The sequence below is a fragment of the Pseudomonas sp. S2_C03 genome, assembly GCF_054668405.1.
The window spans coordinates 1540293-1563006 of the sequence record NZ_CP162766.1; the positions used below are offsets into that span (position 1 = coordinate 1540293).

General features: G+C 60.9%; 16 protein-coding genes. 7 read left to right on the plus strand and 9 right to left on the minus strand.

The genetic code is table 11. The annotated features are described in order from the left end of the window. The first annotated feature begins 33 nt into the window (after positions 1-33). The 6 genes from AB4N64_RS07055 (at position 34) to AB4N64_RS07080 (ending at position 13036) form a co-directional block, all read left to right on the plus strand. Positions 34-2352, plus strand: coding sequence for a hypothetical protein (locus AB4N64_RS07055; protein ID WP_460123390.1), 2319 nt, complete (start codon positions 34-36; stop codon positions 2350-2352). 51 nt (positions 2353-2403) lie between these two features. Then, positions 2404-4710, plus strand: coding sequence for a hypothetical protein (locus AB4N64_RS07060; protein ID WP_460123393.1), 2307 nt, complete (start codon positions 2404-2406; stop codon positions 4708-4710). Positions 4711-4765: 55 nt separating this feature from the next. Further along, positions 4766-7654: a hypothetical protein gene (locus tag AB4N64_RS07065; RefSeq protein WP_460123396.1), complete on the plus strand. Its 2889-nt coding sequence runs from the start codon at positions 4766-4768 to the stop codon at positions 7652-7654. 71 nt (positions 7655-7725) lie between these two features. Next, a complete protein-coding gene (locus AB4N64_RS07070) occupies positions 7726-8205 on the plus strand; it encodes a hypothetical protein (protein WP_460123399.1) in 480 nt (159 codons plus the stop codon). A 92-nt stretch (positions 8206-8297) separates the two neighbouring features. After that, positions 8298-12140, plus strand: coding sequence for an RHS repeat domain-containing protein (locus AB4N64_RS07075; RefSeq protein ID WP_460123402.1), 3843 nt, complete (start codon positions 8298-8300; stop codon positions 12138-12140). Further along, entirely contained in the window at positions 12137-13036 is a 900-nt protein-coding gene (locus tag AB4N64_RS07080; RefSeq protein WP_460123405.1) for an RHS repeat-associated core domain-containing protein, read from the plus strand. The genes AB4N64_RS07075 and AB4N64_RS07080 overlap by 4 nt, the downstream gene beginning before the upstream one ends. Before the next feature lie 82 nt (positions 13037-13118). Here AB4N64_RS07080 and AB4N64_RS07085 read toward each other — a convergent pair whose 3' ends face one another. After that, the gene (locus AB4N64_RS07085) at positions 13119-13403 is read right to left on the minus strand and encodes a helix-turn-helix transcriptional regulator (RefSeq protein WP_460123408.1); all 285 of its coding nucleotides are present in this window, start codon (positions 13401-13403) and stop codon (positions 13119-13121) included. Positions 13404-13731: 328 nt separating this feature from the next. Between AB4N64_RS07085 and AB4N64_RS07090 the strand changes: the two genes are divergently transcribed. Beyond that, a complete protein-coding gene (locus AB4N64_RS07090) occupies positions 13732-14919 on the plus strand; it encodes a pyridoxal phosphate-dependent aminotransferase (RefSeq protein WP_460123411.1) in 1188 nt (395 codons plus the stop codon). 122 nt (positions 14920-15041) lie between these two features. Here the strand turns inward: AB4N64_RS07090 and AB4N64_RS07095 are convergent, their stop codons facing one another. From AB4N64_RS07095 to AB4N64_RS07130, 8 genes are all read right to left on the minus strand, one after another. After that, positions 15042-16019: a 2-hydroxyacid dehydrogenase gene (locus AB4N64_RS07095; protein WP_460123413.1), complete on the minus strand. Its 978-nt coding sequence runs from the start codon at positions 16017-16019 to the stop codon at positions 15042-15044. A gap of 19 nt (positions 16020-16038) precedes the next feature. Continuing rightward, positions 16039-17331 carry an MFS transporter gene (locus AB4N64_RS07100; protein WP_460123416.1) on the minus strand — a complete coding sequence of 431 codons (1293 nt, stop codon included), beginning with the start codon at positions 17329-17331 and terminating at the stop codon, positions 16039-16041. Positions 17332-17405: 74 nt separating this feature from the next. Continuing rightward, complete coding sequence (locus AB4N64_RS07105; protein ID WP_460123419.1) at positions 17406-18413, minus strand: sugar kinase; 1008 nt, start codon at positions 18411-18413, stop codon at positions 17406-17408. Continuing rightward, entirely contained in the window at positions 18406-19188 is a 783-nt protein-coding gene (locus tag AB4N64_RS07110; protein ID WP_460123422.1) for a sugar phosphate isomerase/epimerase family protein, read from the minus strand. The genes AB4N64_RS07105 and AB4N64_RS07110 overlap by 8 nt, the downstream gene beginning before the upstream one ends. A gap of 81 nt (positions 19189-19269) precedes the next feature. After that, positions 19270-20295 (minus strand): LacI family DNA-binding transcriptional regulator, encoded by a 1026-nt coding sequence (locus AB4N64_RS07115; RefSeq protein ID WP_460123425.1) that lies wholly within the window; start codon positions 20293-20295, stop codon positions 19270-19272. A gap of 140 nt (positions 20296-20435) precedes the next feature. Then, positions 20436-21044 (minus strand): LysE family translocator, encoded by a 609-nt coding sequence (locus AB4N64_RS07120; protein ID WP_460123427.1) that lies wholly within the window; start codon positions 21042-21044, stop codon positions 20436-20438. Positions 21045-21095: 51 nt separating this feature from the next. Next, a complete protein-coding gene (locus AB4N64_RS07125; protein WP_460123430.1) occupies positions 21096-21935 on the minus strand; it encodes an AraC family ligand binding domain-containing protein in 840 nt (279 codons plus the stop codon). Between the two features lie 77 nt (positions 21936-22012). Then, on the minus strand, positions 22013-22654 hold the full coding sequence (locus tag AB4N64_RS07130) for a DUF1345 domain-containing protein (protein ID WP_460123433.1): 642 nt from the start codon (positions 22652-22654) through the stop codon (positions 22013-22015). Between the last annotated feature and the right edge of the window lie 60 nt (positions 22655-22714).

A 22714-nucleotide genomic window follows, 5' to 3' on the forward strand; every position in this document is an offset into this window, starting at 1 on the left:
CTATTTTCACCTGAACGAACAAGGATCATGGTCATGTCCGATAATTCGCTTGAAAACTTGCTGACGTGGCTAAAGGAAACTTCTCGCATGTTGGATTGGGGGTTGATATTTGCGCTTGATCGGCAGAAGTCAAACTTACTGATTCGTCAGGAGTACATCAATAGATTCGGCGCCGGGAGTTTCATCAAGCCGATTTCAGGTGAGGTGGAATTGGTCGAAGGCAAATACGTGGAGCGAATCCAGAACTTTATGTTAAGTGTTCCAGTACTGTCTTTTGCCAACACCGGACTGAATGACTCCAAAGCCCAGCTGACCATGAATGTAATGGGTGGCGACCAAATTACCCTGGCCCAGGATGGCGATGGCTGGAATGCTATCAAGGTGGAAGTGATCGACCCCCTGCAAGGCCCGGAGTTGACGCTGATGTTATTACTGGCTGACGTGCCAGGGGAAATATCCGTTGAAGGGCGAGTGCGTCTGGATCTGAAACACAGCGATCAGTTTTTTCTGACTTTTGCCAACACTGACCATGCGAAGAGGTTAGGTGGGGAATTTTTTCATGACTATTTCAAGCAGCTCCTCGATGAGCAGAGGGTATACCCGCTCGGTGAGATAAAGCGCGGGAGCAACGTTCTGATGGATCCGCAGTCATTTGAATTGCGAACCCAGGCAATCAGCCCGGCGGCATGGGATCGCTCTTCGCAGGAGTTCGGTGAGGGTTGCATCGTGGTCCTGGTGCGGACCATGGCTCGTCATGGCGGTAACTATCCCGGGGACGGCTATCGGTATCTGCTTGCGCACAAGCAGGGCGTCAATTACTCGGCCAGTGTACTGTTCGATCGCCGGCGGGCGGCAGGGGATACTTTACTGAATGAAGTGACTCGTCTCGTCAACGGTGGTGGTTACAATTTCAACTTCAGTGATCACGGGCAACTCATATCGGCTGTTATCAAATCAGGAAGTCTGGAGTTGCCCAGTAGCGGCGGATCGACTTTTCTCCCCGGGCATCCGTCGCTGTTCGTCTGGATATTTAGCAAGATGCACCTGTCAGGTGTCGGCGAAGGTGCTCTAACAGTGCGCTTTGATGATAACAACGTCGTCATTGAGTGGGCGCCAGTAAGTGTGACGAGAATAACTTTAACGCCACTTGGCTCCTACCCGCTGATACTCGATGCAGAGATTCTGATTGAGCTTCGGATTGAGTACGAACTACGCGAAACTGATGGCGAAATAATGTTGGAACAAGTCGCCATGGATGTGGAGTTGCAGTTTGGCAAGGTTGTCGAAGTTGAAAACCCGGCTGAAATGGATGAGCCAACCCGAAACATCCTGTTGGGCTTTGTCATGGGGCAAGGTGTATACGCCTCACTACTGGGTTATCTCAAAGTGGCATTTGCCGAATTGGTGAAACCCGAAGGTGCGATCAATGATTATCTTCAGCAGACAATCAGGCTGAATTTCGGCCGAGTGATCAGCGGCACCGAGTTTTTTGCACCCAATGACATCCTTCACGTTGCGCACATCAACCCCATCCAGACGTCCTTTGAAATCTCCCCGATGCAAAGCCTGCTTCGCCAGGGCACAACGCTGCAATTGTCCACGGTTCCAGTTGCACAAGGCGCGCAATGGAAAGTGGAAAACGTCACAGGGGAAACGGCCAATCCGGGCACGATCAGCAACACCGGCTTGTATCAGGCGCCCGTCCTGGACGAGCGTTACTTGCACGTGCGGGTGACGGCCACGGCTGACGATGGCAAGTACAGCGTGGCACTACTGACCGTGGTGCAAAACGAACTGAATGTGAACCCGCGCATTCAGACGTGCGATGTCGGCAAGTCGGTGGAACTGCGAGCAGGCAGCCTGGGAACAGGCGCACGGCAGTGGAAGATCAAGAACCCCGTATCCGGTGAGAGTGGCCAACTGCGACCCAGCGATGTGCCCGGCGGTGATCACACCTATGAGCATGGCCCGGTAGTGCCCAAGAAGACCTTTGTGCTGGATGAGATCGAGGTGACCACCGCCAACGGTCCCGCCCAATCGGTGCATGTGCTGGCGCTGCAGAAAAAGCCCGCACTGACCGTGAAAGTGGTCAATTTTGATCTGGGTACCCGTGAGGTACAGCTGGAAGCCATTTCCAATGGCGATGCGTATCCCGCCGAGTGGAGTGTGGCGCTCGGGCCGGGAACGATCGATGCCAATGGCCTGTATACCGCGCCGGCCACGACTACTGAGCATTTCGTGCTGATTTTCGCAGCGATCGACAGCGGAATGATGGGCTGGTTTGAAGGTTTCATGATTCTGTCACTACCGCTGCATGAGTTCCCGGCGGTGCTCAGCCGGATAACGCGATGAGCGTTGTGCATCGCCGCGCGGTTAATTCATTACTCAACAGGAGCCATCGTCATGGCCGGTAACTCGTTGGAAGAACTGAAGGCATGGATGAGGGAAACTTCGCGGACGTTCGGCTGGGATGCGCTGGTGGCCCTGCAGGGGCATGAATTGAACCGGGTGTTGCTGCGCGATCACATTGTGCGCCTCAGCCAAGGCAACGGCCTGGGTACCCACGACCTGGAAATCCCGATCCGTGACACGCCGGTGGTGCACTATCTGTCCGGCGTAAGGCTGGGCGCGCCCCAGGTGTCATTCGCCAACGCGAATTTGCAGGTCAACAGGACCCAGTTGCACCTGCCGGTCGTCAACGCCAGCCTGATGATGGTCGAGACCATCGCCGAGCAGAAAAAGGTCCTGCGCCTTGCCAGGTTCGATCCGCTCAATGCCCCGCACCTGACCATGGAACTGCCGGTGAGCAGCGACAAGGGCAAAGCGTTGCTGGACCTGGCAGAGGGCCGCGAACCGTTGCTGCAGATCTTTCAGACGCCGGAGCAACAACGCCAGGGCGGGGAGCAATTGCATGAAAGCCTGAAGGTACTCGGCGACGATCAACGGCGCTTCAACGTGTTGGCGCTCGACGAGGGGGACAACTCGTTCCTGCATGCTCACAGTTTTGATGCACGAGCGCACAAACGCCCGGATTCACCCGCCACGCACGCGGCCCCCCAGGCCGTCGACGAAGACGGCGCTTTGCTGCTGTTCGCCAAACTCGAGGAGGGCAGCAGCGGCGACTACCCCGGCAACGATTCGGGCTATCGCTACCTGATTCCTGATGCGCAAGGCGATGAAGCCTTCACGGCGACGATATTGCTGTCCCAGGCCTTCATGCACCGCACAACCTTTGCCAACGCCGTGCTCCAGTTGCTGGACGGTGGCGATTTCGATCGGGTCAATGACAGCACCGGCAGGCTGACCGGGCTCGTCGCCAAAAGCGGTGAACTGGAGGTGCCGGGTACCGCGTACCAGAGCGCCGATTACCAGTTCGAGTCGACTCGCTACAGCGTTTCGGCCATGGACGGCGCTGCACCCCTGACAGTCGAGTTGCATGACGACCACGCCCTGCAACGCTGGCAGTGCCCGATCACCGTGACCGTCAGTTATCGACCCATTGGCGGCACCGTCTGGGCCACCTACACCGCCAGGTTTGCCGTTCACCTGGAACATGCCTTGCGCTTTTACGAAGAGGTGTCAGAGGCGGCCGGGATGGAAGCGGAACTGTCGCTGCCCTACAGGGGCGATGACGAAATCACCCATCTTGAAGGCTTGCCGGAATCGATCGACCCCAAGGTGCGGGTGCAGATTCTCGATTTTGTCCTGCAGACGCTCAAACGTGCGCTGCTGGTGCGTTTCTCCCAGCTTTTGAACGTCACCGCGCCCGATCAATTGTTCGACGGCATGCGCGTGGCGGGCGACAGCGCGTTCGTGCCCACTCACCTGGCGATGCCGTTCGACCGCGCGGCGTTCGGCCGGGTGCATGCCCTGGGGACTTCGTTCTCCGTGGTGCCGGCACACGCGGTGGCGATCGCGGGCAGGAAAATGCAACTGGGTGTCGAGCCTGCGCGGCCGGTGCAGTGGGCGGTGGAGAACCTCTCCGAAGACGGCAGCAACCCCGGCACCGTCAGCCCGACCGGCGAGTACCAGGCACCACCGGCGCACACGATGCAAGGTCGGTTCAACCAGGTGCTGATCATTGCCACGGACCCGGACAGCCGGGAGCGAAGCGTGGCGCTGGTGACCGTGCAGACCAGTGCAATTTCCCTGCAGCTACATTTCCAGGCCTGTTACCACAGTGAGCGCGTGGAGCTAACGGCGGGGCATACCGGCGCCGAACCCCTGGTGTGGTCCATCAAGGATCCGGTACCGGGGGAGAGCGGCACGCTGGTCAAGAGCGACCTGCCTGACGGTGATCATGCGTACATCGCCGCCCCGAGGGTCACCGGCAAAGCCTATGTGATCGATCAGATCGAGGTCAAAAACAGCGCCACCAACGACAGCGAATCGGCGTGGATGCTGGTGATCCAGCACGAGCCGGCGGCGACGATCAAACCGGTCATCGACCCGGGCCTGCCGCCTGGCCAGGTGCAATTGCAGGCCTGGGTCAACGGCTTCCAGGTCGACGGGCAGTGGTCGCTGCCCACGGGCGGGCCGGGCACGATCGACGATTCGGGGTTGTATACCCATGACCCGCAGGCCAGGGAGCCGTTCGCCCTGATTACCGTGCTCATCGAAGGCGGTGAGCTGGGCAACTTCGAAGGCCATATCGTTCTGCCGCTGCCCCTGAGTGACTTCACTGCAGTGCTGGAGGCGTTGGCCAAATAACCTGTGAAAGCTTTTGCAGTGCTTTGTTTATTCAATCAAGGCAGAGGGTACGATCATGGCTGCAAACTCATTGACTGAGCTGCTGGAAATCATGAAAACCGGTCCGAAAACCCAGGGCTGGGCTGCTATTGCAGTGTTCAATCGGGAATGCATCAATCGGTTGCTCGAGCAGCAATACACCAACCGATTCGGTTCGATGGACTTCCTGCCGTTGTTCAGCGGGGAGGTCAAGGGGGCTGCCGGTCAAAACGACGTCGTGCAACTGAAGGATGTCGCTTTCGGTGCTCCCAGGCTGTCATTTGCGAACGCATCGCTACGGGACGGCAAGGCGGTGCTGACCATGGATTTCCTGTCCGGGCGTTGTGTCACCACGCGCCAGGAACCTGGTCGCGGCACAGTGTTGCTCTCCGATGTCAGCATCCTGCGGGGTCAGGGCTCAACCATTGAAGTGGAGGTCGACCTCATCTCGTTGCTGGGGGCGGTCGACCGGCAGGGCAAGGTGACCGTCAACCTGTCCGCAGGAGGCGACGTGCTGTGCAATCTGGTGGGCATCGATGCGCCGACCAACACGCTGTTGGGCGATTTGTTCAAGCAGCAGTTCTACGACCTGCCGGCCAATCGCAGCGCCTTTCACATCAGCATGGTGGACTTCAAGGGCTACAAGCAACTGACGCCCAAGTCGTTTCGCATCGTGACCCAACCGGCGCCTGGGGCGACCGTACGCGGAGCCAAAAACTACGGCGACGGCAATGTCGTGTTGTTGGCCAGCGTCCTGGGGCAAACCACGCCCGGCAAGTTCCCTCTCGATGCGGACTTCCCATTTTTCATTCCCAGTGATGCGAACGCCAGTGGCGATCTCCTGTACCCCGCAGTATTGATCCTGGCGGAGTCGTTGATCGGGCGTATGGAAGGCAACGAAATGGAGATGCTCACGAACCTGTTGTTTCCCGAAGGCAATCGTTTTCAAGAAGTTGTGCGGCACACGCCTCGGGACCTGGCCGTATTCGGCCAGGTCAGGGCCACGCCCGAGTCGATTGCCCTGAGCCCTGCGTACAGTGCGATCAAGGCAGGTGGCACCCAGCAGTTCACCCTGACCAAAGGTGACGGCCAGGTGGTCCAGGCCAGCAACTGGACGGCCGTCAGCCTCGCCAGCCATTCGCCGGAAAGACATGGCAAAGTGACCGCAGGCACCTACACCGCCCCGGTGCGTGCGCTGGTCGGGCACGACCGGCTGCACGTGGTGGTGACCGCCGAGTATGTCGATGGCGGCGTCACCCGCACCGCCTCAGCACTGGTGGACGTGTTGTTCGACAGCATGACGACCTCGCCGCAACTGACCACGGTGTCGGCCTTCGACGGGCAACCGGTCGCGCTCCAGGCCTTGACGCTGGATGCGGTCCCCGTCACCTGGAAACTGCTCACGCCTGAATACGGCACGTTGAAACAGACCGACAGCCAGGCGCTGTTCACGGTCGACGCCCGTGGCAAGAACAAAAGCCTGCTCGTGCAGCAGGCACAGGCAACGGGCAGCGAGTCAGGCCAGGCCGCCATCCTGATCGTCAATGGCCAGCAACAGGTACGCATGGAACCGTCCTACGTGCCCAGGCTCAAGGCGTCCGAAGTGGTCCAGCTTAAGGACGACATCACCCTGTTGCCCGGGCAGCGCCGACGCTGGAAGGTGATTGCCGGCGGCGGCACGGTCGACGCCGACGGGCGCTATACAGCCCCTGCGCAGGGCGCCACGGGCAGCGTCGTGGTGCAGTGCGAGATCGTGCTCAACGGCGTGGTGTTTTCCAGCGGTTACAGCGTCATCCTGCTTTCGCAGATGGATGACGAACCCCACTGGGAAGACCTCGACCTGTTCATCATCGAGCTGCCGGGCGGGCTCGAGGGCAACCGGATGGGCAGCGTGTTCAACAACGGTCACCAGCAACTGCGAGCGGTGATTACGGTACAGACCACCCCGATCAATAACGTGCAGTACCCGTTGAGTGCCTATGAGCAGGCGAGCATGCGCCTGGTGGACGATTCCTCGAAACAGAACGTCGAACCCCTGCCGGACTCGCTCGAAGGCATGCCTGACGATGACCCTCAACTGTGGCGCACGCGCAACATCCCCAACCGTTTCGAACTGGCTCCGCCGCGCGGTGCCGGGTCGGCTCTCCCGGACGATGTTCCGCAGGCTGCCGACACCATGTTCCGGTACATCCATACCCGGCAGCGGGGCAACTTGACGGGCACGTTCTTCGCCAAGTTCCAGGCCGAATTCACTCGCGAATGGTTCGACTCGACCCAGGCGTCACAACCTAACTCCAGGATTTACGTCACGCCAAATCCGCAACCGACTTATATCGACGACGATTACAAGGTCACCCGAACCCGGGTCGATGGCGGATCGGGAGGGCCGGGGCCGGGTGAAAACGAGGAGGATGATTTCGACTTTCACCCCAAGACCGAGGATTACTGGAAGTTTGAATTCGTCGGCCGGCTAGGCATGCCCGGGACAGCCTTCGAAACGCTGGAATTCCTGCCGGTAAACGGGCTCACCAATACCTCGATGGTTCGGTGGGAGTCGGAACAACTTTACGAGAGATATTGCAGTTGGACTGGCTGGTACTTCGAAGAACCGAGTCAGGGGTCAACGAGAAAAATAAAATTTGATGAGGTCACCAAGAATGTCATTGAAGGGCTCAGTCTTGATATCGATGTCAAGAATGTCTTCGAAGTAGGCAAGTTGCTCATCACGTTGCATCGTGACAAGAGGGTTAACTATGTGCGGCCCACCAATCCAGAACGAATTAAGTTGTCACGTCCGTTGGTCCTGAAATTGGTGGATAAACGCGGTAATCCACACTTCATGCAAATCGATTTTTTGCCGCCAAGTATTGTGGGGCACCGCAATAGGCTGGTGCGCACGCTCTATACGCCGCCCACGACAGAGTGATGTAGAACATAACTGGAAATAAACAAATACCGTTGCAATTGCCAGTGTCGATTGATTTCAAGGAGTTTGAAATGAAAGCTTCAATAGCGGTTTTCTGCGGGTTTATGTGTGTCTGTACCTTTGCAGTAGCAGAGCAGCAGCCCACTGAAAAGCAAGCAACAGGTTCGATCGTTTTTTCAGAAAAAGGAAGCGAGGGTGGTAAAACCTGCAGCGTGCCGTTCATAACCCAGCCGGCTGTAGATTTTACGAGCGATAATTATGGGTGTGTCAATGATGAGTACAGTTATTTCAGGCTAAATGACGCGCCATCAGCGGGTCAATTTCAACTGAGTTCGGAAAACTGTCGTGGGGGCGAGGCATGGTGGTTCTGGCTGGATACATACATTAATCCTATTAGCACGGATTGGATTTATATCGGCGATCTTTCCACCTTTCAGAAGGGCGATATTGTCAGAAGAGGCATTACACTGGACTCCAAGAGAACGAATACAACTGTCCCGTTCAAGGGTAAGTTGAGTTGCGTCAGAATTATTCGTTCACCCGTGCCGTAACGACTCGGTTGTCTACAGGTTTTTAACTTGACTTACTAAATGACGGGCAGCGGTTCAACCGACGCGGCCTGCCATTACCCGAGGCCGTCACAATGACCATCAAGACTTCAGTACACTCCGGTGCCTTTGCGTTCATGAGTTTCATCCAGGGCGGGGTCGACCCGCGCACCGGGCAATTCACCCAGACCCTGACCCTGCCCGACGTCAAGACCAACGACCTGAACGGCCCCGGCTTGCCCCTGGCCCTGGGCTACAACCCGCTCAATACCGAGGACAGCGGCTGGGGCCTGGGCTGGAACCTGCGCTTGTCGCAATACACGCTCGCCGACCAGGTGGTGTCACTCAGTAGCGGCGAGACGTTCAAAGTCACCCACCGGGCGGCCCTGGAAATGAAGATGGAGGAAAAGAAACTCGACAGTTTCCACCTCTTCGAAATCGACAGCACGCACATTCGCCTGGTGCACAACACGGGCCTGGTGGAAATACTGCAAGTGATGGGCAGCACGCAGAACCGCGTGGCCCTGCCGGTGGAGATCTACGGGCCCGACGGGCGCAAGGTGACGCTCGAGTATCGCCAGTTCAATGGCTTGCACCCGATGCTCAGCGCGATCAAGGATGACGCCGGCAACCTGTTGCTGTCGGTCGAGCGCACCGATTTCCAGGTGGAGATCCAGCTGCTGCCAGTGTCGGCGCCCGACGGTGGGCCGGTGGCGACGTTCCTGATGAAACTGACCGGTGCCGACCGGCGTGTCGAGCAGATCATCCTGCCGACGCCGGAACTTGCCTCGTGGCGATTCACCTACCTGCTCAAGGACGACCACCTGGTGGTCACCTCGATGGAAACCCCCACCGGCGGACGCGAGGAATACACCTACGGCGACTGTGGCCATCTGTTCCCGTCCAGTAGCACACGCAAGCCTTTGCCCAGGGTCACCCGTCATCGCAGTTATCCCGGCTTCGGCCAGCCGGATATCGATGTGCGTTACACCTACTCGGCCAACTTGCATAACTTCCTGGGCAATGGCCTGGCGCTGCCCTGGACCGATGATGGCCGTGACAACCTGTATAAGCACGTGGGCGTCTACACCTACGGCAGCACGGAAACCCTGCACGTCAACAATCAGCCGGTGCGCAGCGTCGAGCGCGAGTTCAACCAGTTCCACCTGCTGACCAGGGAAACCACGACCCAGAACGACAACGTGCACACCGTGGAAACCCTGTACTTCCTGACCCCCGGCGTTTCGTTCCAGGCACAGCCCAATTATTGCCAACTGCCCAAGGACACCATTACCCGCTGGTCGCTGCGCAGCAACCCGAGCCGGATCCGCAGCGAAACCGTGAGCTACACCTACGATACACACGGCAACGTACTGACGCAGTTGCAGGCCAATGGTGTGAAGGAAACCAGCACCTGGCTGGCCGCCACCGAAGACCCGCTCGGCTTCGTCCGTCACCTCAACGACAAGACCGTCACCCCGGCCGCGTCACCCAACGGCCAGGCGCCGACGCTGCGCACGCGTTACCTCTACACCAGATTGAAACCGGTGGCCGGCGCAACAGTGTCCGACTGGATGATGGTCGAGAGCGAAGTGCTGGAACAGATGAATGGGGCCACACCCACCGAACTGGAACGCACCGATTACCAGATGTTCGATGACCCAGGCGACCGCTTCCTGCACGGGCGCATCAAGACGCAGACGGTGACCATGAACGGCAAGGCGACCAGCACCGCCTATGCCTACCAGAAACTCGACGGCCCGGTGCTCAACGAAAGCGTGCTGCAAACCCGGGAAACCCTCACCGGGTTTGACCATGGCGTGGGCGGCAGGAACGCGCAGAAGGTCACCATCCTTGAGCATTCGCTGCTCAACGGTGAGCCTTTGCTCAACCGCGATGACACCAACGTCGAGATCCGCTACGCCTACGATTCGCTGCGTCGCGTGACCCGCGAAACCGTGGCGCCGGGCACCGCGTTCGAAGCCTCGCGCAACTATGAGTATGCGCTGTGTGCCAACACCGGCGATCAGGCCGAACAAACCATGATCGACGTCAAGGGCGTGCACACCATCACCCGTTTCGACGGGCTCAATCGTGCGATCTATGAGCAGCGCGACGATGCCGACAACCCCGTGCCGGGCAGCCCGCCCAGGCAGATCTACGAGGCGTTATACGACCCGTTCGACCGCTTGCAGCAAGAGAGCGAGTTCGACTGGCTGGGCGCGCAATCGCTCAAGCTGAGCACGCAGTACGAGTATGACGATTGGGGCGAGGAGCGCGTAGTGATCGGCCCTGATGGCGTGCGCAACGTTGAGGAGAACGACCCGATTGGCACCACGGCTTCGGCAGGTCCTATCCAGCGTAGCTGGCGTGAAAGCAGCGACACGACGCCCGTGATGGGCGGTGTGACCGAAACCTGGTTCAACCTGTTTGAAAAACCGGTGCGTATCGAGCGCTTCGACAACGCGGGCCAGCGGGTCAGCCTGACGCAGACCCTGTACGACGGCCTGGGGCGTACCCACAAGGAGTCGGTCGGATTTGGCTCGATGATTCGCGATACGCTTTACGCTTATGACGCCTTTGATCGCCTGATCAGCAACACGTTGCCGGACAACGCCGTGGTCAAGCGTGAGTTTGCCGCCCACAGCCGCGAGGACCTGCCGGTGCTGATCTCGGTTGACGCGAACGTCCTGGGCGAACAGGAATTCGACGGCCTGGACCGACGGATCAAGACGATCACCGGCGGACGTGTGCAGACCTACGAGTACGATCCGGGGGAAACCGAGCCGAAAACCGTCACCACGCCCGACAACAAGGTCATCGAATACCGTTACGAGACGCGACTGGGTCAGGACCCTGTCTTTCGCCGGATGCCCAGCCCCGGCAACATCGGCGTGTTCAGCGAATCGAGCTACGACTACGACACGGAAAACGCCCGTCTGCTGGCCTGCAAGGAGCAGGACATTGCCCTGGAGCGCGATTACTTCAGCACCGGCGAGCCGAAGAGCGAAAAACGCACGGTGGCCGGCAACGAGTACACCATGCATTACCGCTACAGCCGACTCGGGCGCCTGGAGGCGTACACCGATGTACTGGGGCAGACGCAGAGCTATCGCTACGACAGCGCCGGGCGCCTGGAGTACACCGAGCTGGGCACCACCAGCTCGCAGTTCGCCTACGACAGCTTTGGCCGCAACGACAGCATCACCACCCGCGACAGCGCCGGCAACCAGAGCGTCGGCATGACCCTGGACTACGATGAATTCGACCGGGAAACCCTGCGCACCTTCGACCTCGATGGCACACTCCAGACGATGCACCAGCAGTACAACGACGTCGATGGCCTGGCGCAACGCACACTGGCCGAAGGGGCCAACGTGCTGCGTGACGAAACCTATGGTTATGACCTGCGTGGACGCCTGACCAGCTACACCTGCACGGGCAGCGAGTTACCCGTGGACCCTTATGGCAAATCCATCACTGGGCAGACGTTCAACTTCAACGCGCTGGACAACCTGACCCTGGTGTTGACCAATTTTGCCGGTGGGACCAATCGGGCGATCTATGCCTATGACAACCCGGACAAGACGCAACTGACCAAGGTCACCAACAATCACGTGGACTACCCGAAAGAGATTGTCCTGGCCTACAACAACGATGGGCACCTGACCCAGGATGAAGCCCTGCGCACGCTCGATTATGACGCCCTCGGCCGCCTGATCAAAGTCAGTGAACCCGCTGGCGGAGCGTCGCGAAGCCATGCCTACGACCCCTTGGACAAGCTCGCCAGCATGAGCGACGGCACGGCCCAGGCGCAGCGTTTCTACAGCGATGGAAAACTGGCCAACCAACTGGAGGGTGCCAACAGCAGCACCTTCATGCGCGGTGATGAAAGCATGCTCGCTGAGCTGCGGGTAGGTGCCGACCCAAAGTCATGATGCTGGCCACCGACCAGAAGCAGACCGTTTGCTCCAGCGTGAGCAAAACGGCGCGGGTGGCCAGCGTTTATTCGGCTTATGGGTATCGCGAGGAGGAATCGGCGACCCATGGACTTATCGGGTTCAACGGCGAGGTTCGGGAGGAGGGGACCAGTTGGTATCTATTGGGTAATGGTCATCGGGTGTATAACCCCAAGCTGATGAAGTTCCATAGCCCGGACGATTACGGGCCCTATGGCGAGGCGGGGTTCAACCTGTATGCGTATTGCCTGGGTGACCCGGTGAATTATGTCGATCCTACGGGGAATGTGCCCGGGCTGTTCTCGATTCTGAGGGGCGCTTGGCGGGTGCTGAAGTCCGTTTTTGGTCCCGCCAGGTACACTTCGAAGGGGGCGAAGGCTGGCAGGACCTCCCAGGTTCTTAGCACGCGGCCGCCGAGGGGCAAAGTGGGCCCCATCTCACCTTCAAGTAATCCGAATGCCGCTGTTTCGGGCTCGCCAGGTACTAAAGAGCCGATAAATATTAACTACTGGTGGGAGCATGGTGATAGGGGCCTGGCAAAGGCATCCGGATTGGAATTCAATCCGGTGAAAAAAGCGCCCGCCCCGCTTAATACTACAAGGCCAGCCTCCGTTTCCCACAGCGACCAAATCTATGCCGTACCTGATGATTCTTTTTTTGAACCGGTCAAGACTTCAAGGGTACGTCCAGTAGCCGCTTCGAAGGGCGCGGATAGGGCCAAGCAAACTCGGTCGAGTCAGGCACCCGCTGCTGATCGGTCAAAAAAGGCCGGTAAACCTCCTCGTAGTACGGTAGCACAGACAAAAGAGGCTCCGGTGGACTTGGCCGCAGCGGTCAGGGAAATAGTAAAGCGAGAGGGCAGGTTTCAGTATTAACAAAAATAAAGCCTGTGGCCGCACGACAAGCGAATTGTCGTGCGGCCACGCTGTTTAATCACCGGGTGTTTGATGCCTGACCTCAAGGCAACTCGATCAACCCCAACTCCAACGCCTTGACCACCGCACAACCCCGGGAATTCACGCCGAATTTGCGGCGGATGTTGGAAAAGTGATAGTTCACCCCGGCTTCGCTGCAGTTGCAGATCCTGCCGATTTCCCAGGACGACTTGCCCGCCGCGCTCCACTGCAGCATTTCGCGCTCGCGCTTGGTCAGGTTGATCGCCGTGGCCATTTCAGGCGCACGGGTGTGATAGGAGGACTGGGCAGGTGTTGAGGGGTATGAGTCTGAATGGACACGGTACATGGCGGAGGGCTCCCAACTTTCTTCATGATTGCGGGCAACGCAACTGCCTCCCGCCCGGCAGGGCAGGTACGCGCGACGCTTTTTCGGAATCCTGTGCAGACAGGTTCGGTTTCTTTATATCCCGAATGGAAATGGATGGAACCTGTCACAAATTACAGGTGGCTTGGACCTCGAGTGTAAGTCGCTGAAAACCCGGTTTTTTGCCCTTGAAAAAAAATGACCGCCCGTGATTTTTTACGTCAGCTCGCCGATTTCCAGCGGCGCACTGGCGGGTTTACAGATTTCAGATAGGGTTGAGCCAAGGAGCAATCGCGCCCAAGGAGACCCCATGCGCTACTCAGCCCTGACCCAACGTATTGCCGGTGACGGCGCGGCGGCCTGGCGGATCCATGATCGCGCGCTGGCGTTGCGCGAGCAGGGCGTGGACGTGTTGTTGCTGTCGATTGGCGACCCGGATTTCGACACGCCCGGGCCCATCGTTCACGCCGCCATCGACAGCCTGCTGGCAGGCGATACGCATTACCCGCCGGTGCGTGGCACTCAAGGGTTGCGCAACACCATTGCCCGTCGTCACCGCCTGCGCAGCGGCCAGGAGGTCAGTGCCGAACAGGTTGTCGTCATGCCCGGCGCCCAGTGTGCGGTGTATTCGGTGGCGCAATGTCTGCTGGACCCTGGCGACGAAGTGATCGTCGCCGAACCCATGTACGTGACCTACGAAGGGGTGTTCGGCGCGATTGGCGCGACGGTGCGGCCGGTGGCGGTGCGCCCGGAAAACGGCTTTCGGGTCGATCCGGCCGAAGTCGCGGCGCTGATCACCCCGAAAACCCGTGCCCTGTTGCTCAACAGCCCCAACAACCCCTCCGGCGCCAGTTTGCCGTTGCTGGTCTGGCAGGAACTGGCCGCGCTGTGCCTGCGCCATGACCTGTGGTTGATCAGTGACGAGGTCTACAGTGACTTGCTGTATGAAGGCGAACACATCAGCCCGGCGAGCCTGCCGGGCATGACCGAGCGCACGGCGACCATCAACAGCCTGTCCAAATCCCACGCCATGAGCGGCTGGCGGGTGGGGTGGGTGATCGGGCCCAAACGCCTGGCCGATCATCTGGAGCATTTGTCGTTGTGCATGTTGTTCGGCATTCCCGAGTTCATCCAGAACGCGGCGCAAAGGGCGCTGATTGAAGACTTGCCGGAAGTGGCGCTGATGCGGGAAGAGTATCGCCAGCGCCGTGACCTGGTGTGCGCCCACCTCAATGCCTGCCCGGGGCTGCGGGCCGTCCGCCCAGACGGCGGCATGTTCGTGATGGTGGATGTGCGGCAAACCGGGCTCACCGCCCAGCACTTTGCCGAGCGGTTGCTGGAGGGTTATGGCGTGTCGGTGCTGGCTGGCGAGGCCTTCGGGCCGAGCGCGGCGGGGCATATCCGCCTGGGCCTGGTGGTGGGACAGGCGCAACTGGCCGATGCCTGTCGGCGGATTGCGCTGTGTGCCGCCGACATGCTGGAGGCGCGGCGGGCCTGAGGTTTCAGGGTGTGTGCGGGCCCCATCGCGGGCAAGCCCGCTCCTACAGGTCTTGTGAACGCCGCAGGCCACTGTGGGAGCGGGCTTGCCCGCGATGGGGCCCGCACAATCACCACAAGCAATCAGCCCCGCCAAGCCCCCCCATTCACCAGGTTCCTCGGCCGCTCCTCCGCCAGCGCGGCCAGCAAGTTGTCCACCGCACACGCCGCCATCGCCTCCCGGGTCTCGTGGGTGGCCGAGCCGATGTGCGGCGTCGCCACCACATTGTCCAACTGCAACAACGGCGAGTCCGGGTCCAGCGGCTCGCGCTCGAACACGTCCAGCCCTGCCGCACGAATCTGCCCGGAACGCAGCGCCTCGATCATCGCCGCTTCGTCCACCACCTTGCCGCGGGAAATGTTGATGAAGATGGTCTGGGGGCGCATCAACGCAAATTGCTCGGCACCGATCAGCCCCTCGGTCTCGGCGGTCAACGGCAGGGTCAGGCAGACAAAATCCGCCTCCTGCAACAGCTGCGGCAGGCTGCGGTATTGCGCATCGAAGCGCTGTTCCACTGCTGGTTTGGGGGAGTGGCTGTGGTAGATCACCGGCATGCCAAAGCCGAAATGCCCGCGTTGCGCGACGGCCTCGCCAATGCGCCCCATGCCGATGATGCCCAGCGTCTTGCCGTGCACATCGCTGCCGAACTGCGCCGGGCCGATGTTGCGTTGCCAGCCGCCGTTGCGCACCAGGGCCGCCAGTTCCACCACGCGCCGGGCGCTGGCCAGAATCAAGGCGAAGCCGGTGTCGGCGGTGGTTTCGGTGAGCACGTCCGGCGTATTGCTGAGCAGGATGCGCCGCTCGGTCAGGTAGTCGATGTCGTAGTTGTCGACGCCCACCGACACGCTGGCGATGGCCTGCAGGTGGGGCGCCAGGTCGAGCAGTTGGGCGTCGAGTTTCAGACTGGCGCCGAGCAGCCCGTGGGCACGGGGCAGGGCGGCGCGCAGTTGCGCCAGGCCGTCGGCGTCGAGCTTGTCGATCAGGGTGACGTCGGTCTGCGCATGCAGGCGAGCCATCAGCATCGGCGAGAGTTTCTTGTACAGCACAACCTGCTTTTTCATCGTCGGTGTCTCTTTCAAATCAAGGGTGGGCTGGGCGGCTCAAGGTCACCGTGGGACGCTCCCGGTCGCTGGCGCCAGGCTTGAGGGCAAGGGTCAGCAGCACCGATACCATCAAGGCGCCGCTCATCAACAGGTACGACGCGCCGGGTGAGCCAGTGGCGCTGTTCAGGTAGCCGACCAGGTACGAGCCGCCAAATGAACCCAGCGCGCCCATGCTGTTGATCAGGGCCATGGCGCCACCGGCGACGTTGGCCGGGAGGATTTCCGGGATGATCGCGAAGAACGGCCCATAGGGGGCGTACATGCACGCGCCGGCAATCACCAGCAGGGTGTAGGACCACCAGAAATGTTCGGCGCCCAGCGCGTAGGAACCGTAGAAAGCAACCGAGGCAATCAGCAGCGGCGGCCAGACGAAACGTTTGCGTTTTTGCAGTTTGTCCGAGCCCCAGGACACCAGCAGCATGCCGATCACCGCCGCCAGGTATGGCAGCGCCGACAGCCAGCCGGCCTCGACCATGTCCATCTGCGCGCCGGCCTTGAGGATCGACGGCAGCCACAGCACGAAGCCGTAGACACCGATGCTCCAGCAGAAAAATTGCAGGGCCAGGAGGATCACTTTCGGCGAGCGGAAGGCCTCGGCGTAGTTCTTCACGGCCTTGATGCCGACTTGTTCCGCCGCGAGGGCGCTCTCCAGGTCGTGCTTTTCCTGGTCGTTGAGCCATTTGGCCTGGGACGGACGATCATCGGCCAGTCGCCACCAGATGAATGCCCAGAGCACCGCTGGCAGGCCTTCGATGATGAACATCCAGCGCCAGCTGTAATGCTGCACCAGGTAGCCCGAGACCACCGACATCCACAGCATGGTCACCGGGTTGCCGAGGATCAGGAAGGTGTTGGCCCGCGAGCGCTCGGCCCGGGTGAACCAGTGGCACAGGTAGATCAGCATCGCCGGCATCACCGCTGCTTCGACCACGCCAAGCATGAAGCGGATGACGATCAGCCAGTAGGCGTTGGAGACGATGCCGGTCAGGGTGGCCAGGCTGCCCCAGAGGATCAGGCTGACGAAGATCAGTTTCTTCACGCTGTGTTTCTGCGCGTAGATCGCCCCCGGCACCTGGAAGAAAAAGTAGCCGAGGAAAAACAGGGCGCCGAGCATCGACGACAGGCCAGGCGTGATCATCAGGTCGGCCGCCATGCCGGAGGCGGCGGCAAAGCCGTAGTTGGCGCGGTCCAGGTACGCCAGGCTGTAGGTGATGAACACGATGGGCATGATGTACCACCAGCGGCGGGTGGCGAGGGTAGCGGTTTTCATCAGTGGTGCTCCTGAGCTTGTTGTTTTTGTCGCAGCAGGTAACGGCTTTAAAATCTTCGGTGACCGGGCGGGCCTCATCGCGGGCAAGCCCGCTCCCACCGTGGAATGCGTTGCCCTGTAGGAGCGGGCTTGCCCGCGATGGCGGCCTCAAATTCAGCAGTCATCTCCAGCCGAGTGGGCAACCCCTCCATATCCCCCCGACTCTGCACCGCCCGGCTGCCAATCCAGTTGGCGCGCTTCACGGCGTCGGCGAAGCTGTGGTTTTCCAGGAGGGCGCTGATCATGCCGACGGCAAAACCATCGCCGGCGCCGACGGTGTCGACCACGGTGGGTACTGGCACGCCGGCGACAAAACCCTGATCCATCTGCGTGCGGTAATAAGCACCATGGGGCCCGAGCTTGATCGCCACCGCTTCAGCGCCCTGGTCGAGGTAAAACGCGGCGATGTCGGCCGGGTCCTCGAAACCGGTCAGCAGGCGACCCTCGCTCAGCCCCGGCAAGACCCAGTGGGCGAGGGCGGCGAGGCGGTTGATTTCGGTGATCATCTGTTGTTCGCTGGCCCACAGGCTGGGGCGCAGGTTGGGGTCGAACGAGACGCTGCGCCCGGCCTCGCGCATGCGCGTCATCAGTTCGAACGACATCTGCCGCGCACTGTCCGACAGCGCCGGCACAATGCCGGTGGCGTGCAGATGCCGTGCGCCGAGCAACTCGGCAACGATCGACTGCGGTGCCAGAAAACTGGCCGCCGAACCACGGCGGAAGTACTCGACCCGTGGATCGTCGCCGTCGTCGGTGCGCGACTTGAGCTGGAAGCCGGTCGGGTGGTCGCTGTCGACGGCGACGTGGCGGCAATCCAGGCCTTCCTTCTGCAACGTGTCGACCACGAACCGACCGAGGGAATCCCGGCCAACCCGGCTCAGCCACGCCACCTTGAAACCCAATCGCGACAGACCGATGGCGACGTTGCTGTCCGCCCCGGCGATGCGTTTGTGAAAATGATCGACGCTGGCCAGGTCACCGTTGTGATCGGCGACGAACATGGCCATGGTTTCGCCAAACGAAAGGATATCGATCTCAGACATGGGCGTGCTCCAGGCGGGTTTGTCCCAGGCTGCTCAGGGCGGTGACGTGAGCACGGGTGAGCTGCACCAGGTCTTCGCCTTGCAACGGATATTCGACGGCCCGCATCACGCCTTGGGCCATGTGCCGCAGCAGTTGTTCCCACAGATGCAGGTCGCTCGCGGCGGGCGGCATGGCCACCAGCTTGCCGTCGGCGCGGCGGGAAACGGCCTTGCAGTGCACGTAGCCGACATCGCGCCCGAGCAGGCGTGCGGCGCTGCTGGCGGACTGGTCCTGCCAGTGCCAGTTGCCGATGTCGAAGGTCATTTTCACGGGCACCTGGTGTTGCTCGACCGCTGCGAAAAAACGCTGGAAGGGTTCGATGCGCCCGCCGTGCAGGGTCTGGTCGTTTTCCACCAGCAACTGCACCGGGCAGGTGGCCAGGAGGCGGGCGAGGGCGGACAGGTCGTTGTTGTCGTTGAAATAGCCCAGCGACACTTTCAGCCATTTGGCGCCAAAGGCCTGGGCGCGTTGCAGGGCGGTCACCAGTTCTGGGTTGGGTTTGGACTGGCCGGCCAGCCACAGTTCCATGGGCGAGGAATAGAGGCTTTCCAGGCCGTTTGCCTGGGTGGCGGTCGCCAGTTGCTGCGGGTCTTCGGTGGTCAGCAACTCTTCGCGCCACTCGATGCGGCTGGCACCGGCAGCCGCGAGGATCTCGATGAAACTGCCCTGGCCGCGTTGACGCACGAGGTCGGCGCCGTAACTGGACAGGCTGATGGCAACGGGTGGTTTGTGCATTGTTTTTGTACCTCTGAAACCGGTTTCATTTTTGTTCAAAAAAAGGGTGTGGAGTCTTGAGGGCCCTATCGCGAGCAGGCCTCACCGCAAATTTCCCAGCGTCGACCCTCTAACCATCAACCGCGCCGAAAAATCCAGGGTCTTTACCGGCCCAACATCCCCGCGCAAGCGCTTGAGCAGACACTCAAACGCACTCGCGCCAATCTGTTCCGTCGGTTGCGCCAGTGCCGTAATCCCGCTGCCCACCAGCGGATACCAATCCAGGTCATCGAGGGCAATCAGGCCAACATCGGCAAACAGGTCGCACTGCAAATCCCGCAGCGCCTGGGTACTGGCCAGCGCCGCCACACCGTTGGCGCAAAACAGCGCTTTCGGGCCGGGGCCGGGGTTGTCGAGGAAGTTTTTCAGCTGGGCAGTCAAGTCGCTGCCGGTCTCGACCAACGTGCCACGCAGCGCCGTGCGCCTGGCGATGCCGCTCTTGAAACTGCTGACTCGCTCGATCCGCGAGCTGGTGCCGTCGTAGGGTTCGGTCACCAGCAGCACATCGCGGTAGCCGCGTTCTTCAAGATGACTGAGGGCGAGTTCGACCGCGGCGGGGTTATCCAGCCCGACCAGGTCGCTGTCCAGGTGCTCGACCTTGCGGTCCACCAGCACCATGGGCATTTCCCGGTGCAGTTCGTGCAACTGGTCGCGGTGGTGGCCGAGGGTGTTCACGATCAGCCCTTCGATGTTGTACGAGCGCAGTAGCGCCAGGTGCTGGCGTTCCTGTTCGTCATCGCGGTCGGTGTTGCACACCACCAGGCTGTAGCCATGTTGGCGGCAAGCGGTCTCCACGCCATGCATCACGGCAATCGAGTAGGGGTTGCGGATGTCGGCCACCAGCATGCCGATCAGGCGGGTACGCCCGCGTTTCAGGCCGCGCGCCATCTGGTTCGGCCGGTAGCCGAGTTCGGCAATCGCCTGCTCGATGCGCTGGGCCGTGGCTTCGGAGAGCAGGGCACGGTCGTCACCGATGAAGCGCGAGACGCTGGCCTTGGACACCTTGGCGTGTTCGGCGACGTCGAGCATGGTGACGCGGCTGCGTTGGGCGGCGGAAAAGTCGTTCACGGGCTGAAACCTTGTTATTGGATTTATAGGGTTTCAGTGCGGTGTGAGGTTGCACTGAAACCGGTTTCATAAAACGCCAGAATCGGATGAGTCGTCAACCCCGAGAGGAAAATTGTCTGACAAGGATCGACGAGCGGGGCTCACGCCAACACGCTCAGCCAGGCCGACCCCAGCAGCAACAAGGCCATGCAGCGGTTGAAGCGTTGCACCGCGCCGGGCGACCGCAACCAGCGCACCGATCCCGCCCCCAGCAGCGCCCAGACCCCGAGGCAGGGGAGGGAAATGAGGAAAAACGCCAGCGACAGCACCAGCACATGGCTCAGGCGTTCATCCCCCGCACCGGCAAACACGCTGACCACCGCCAACGCCATCATCCAGGTTTTCGGATTGATCAGTTGCAGGCTCGCCGCGCCGACCAGCCCCAGCCGGCCCTTGGGGTCCTGGGCATCCAGCGCCTGCGCGGGAGCATTGAAGATCTGCCAGGCCAGGTAGCTCAACCAGGCCACGCCGACCCATTGCATGGCGGTTTGCACCCCCGGCAGGGCGGTCAATGTCGAACCAGCGCCGGTGCCGACCAGCAGCACGATGGTCGCGGCACTGGCGCAGGCACCCAGGATGATCGGCAGTGCTGCGCCCAGACCATAACGCGCGCTGTTGCTCAGCACCAGAATGTTGGTGGGACCCGGAGTGATCGAGGCCACGAAGGCGAACAACAGGAAAGGCAGGAACGTCGGAAAGGAAGCGAACATCGCGGGCAACTCCGGTGAAGATCATGAACCCGATCTTCACAAGCCCACGGTTCAGTTGTCTGGAAGATTTGAGCAGCGCTTGCGGTACAGCGCCGGAGTCAGGCCATAGGCGCGCACGAACCAGCGACCCAGGTGGCTCTGGTCGGCAAAGCCCAGCGTCATCGCCACCGTCGCCGGTTGCTCGCCACGGGCCAACATGCGCCGGGCGCTGGCCAGGCGCAGTTGCACCAGGTAGGCGTGGGGGGCGATGCCAAAGGCGGCCTTGAACGCGCGGGTCAGGCGAAAGCGATCGACACCGGTGGCGAGGGCCAGTTGGTCGAGGCCGATGTCTTCGTGGGCATGGGCGTGCAGATACTCCCGGGCCTTGTGTGCCACCTGCGGCAGGCGCGGGTCGTCGCCATAACGGGCCCGCCAGTGCAGGTGCGTGGTGAGGCGTTCGAGCAAGCCATCGAGGGCCGTCTGGCGCACGATCTTGAGTTCGCCATGGTGCAGGGTTTCAAAGGCCAGCGCAGTGGCCCGGGCCAGCGTCGCATCGGTGGTCAGCGTGTGGGCGAAACCCAGCTCGCCGTGGTCCGGGGCCTTGTCGAACAGCGTACTGATCTCGCGGGTCAGCCACTGCGGATCGAGGTAAAGCATGCGGTAGGTGAAACCATCTTCCGTTGGCGCCTCGCCGTCGTGGATGTCACCGGGTTCGAGCATGAACACCTTGCCAGGCGTGCTCTGGTGCCTGGCCCTTCGACAATTGAACTGCTGCACCCCTTGCTCGGTCACGCCCACCAGGTAGCTGTCGTGCCAATGCGGATCGTAGGCGTGCCCCTCGAAATGCGCGCGCAGCGTCTCGATACCGGTGTCGGCATCCTGGGCCAGGTCGATCCAGTTGTGAGTCGTCATGCTGCACCTGTGGGGCGGATGGCCGGGTTATTTAACCGTAGCGGCGCGCGCGATACCTAGAACGTTTGTGCAGCGGTTCAGTTGAACAGTCCGGCAGCGATGTTGATCGAAAACCCCAGTATCGCCGTATTGAACAGAAAGCCGATCAGCGACTGCGCCAGCACGATCTTGCGCAACTCGCGCGTGGCCACGCCGACATCGGAGGTCTGTACCGCTACGCTGATGGTGAACGAGAAGTACAGGAAGTCCCAGTAGTTGGGGGTGGTCAGGCCCTCGGCGAAACGCAGGGCGGGGCCTTTGCCGGTGCAGGTGTAAAACAGGCGGGCGTAATGCACGCTGAAGATCACGCCGATCAGCAGCCATGAACCGATGACCGTCAGCGCGGTAAAACCATAATGCAGCAGCCTTGGGGCGGTGGCCAGCTCCTTGCTGCCGGCCAGTTCGAAGGCGATGGTGGCCAGGCTGGCGATGGCGGCGATGCACACCAGCAACAGCACCAGCCCGGCGTTCTCGTCTTCGACCTCGGCGATGCGCTTGACGTCCGGTGCCCTGGCGCGAGTAGCGAGCCAGAACATCAAGACCAGATAGGTCCAGACCCCGGCGTTCCAGCCAATGAGGACTTTGCTGATGATCGAATCGACCGGCGCCAGAATGCCCACTGCCACGGCGAAGGTGGCAGCGGCGGACAGGCGAGGGTGGGTGCGGGCGAGGAAGGGCATGGAGGCTCGGGGGTGGGGGAGGTGTGGATACCTTAGCACCCCAGATGAATGAGGTGCTCT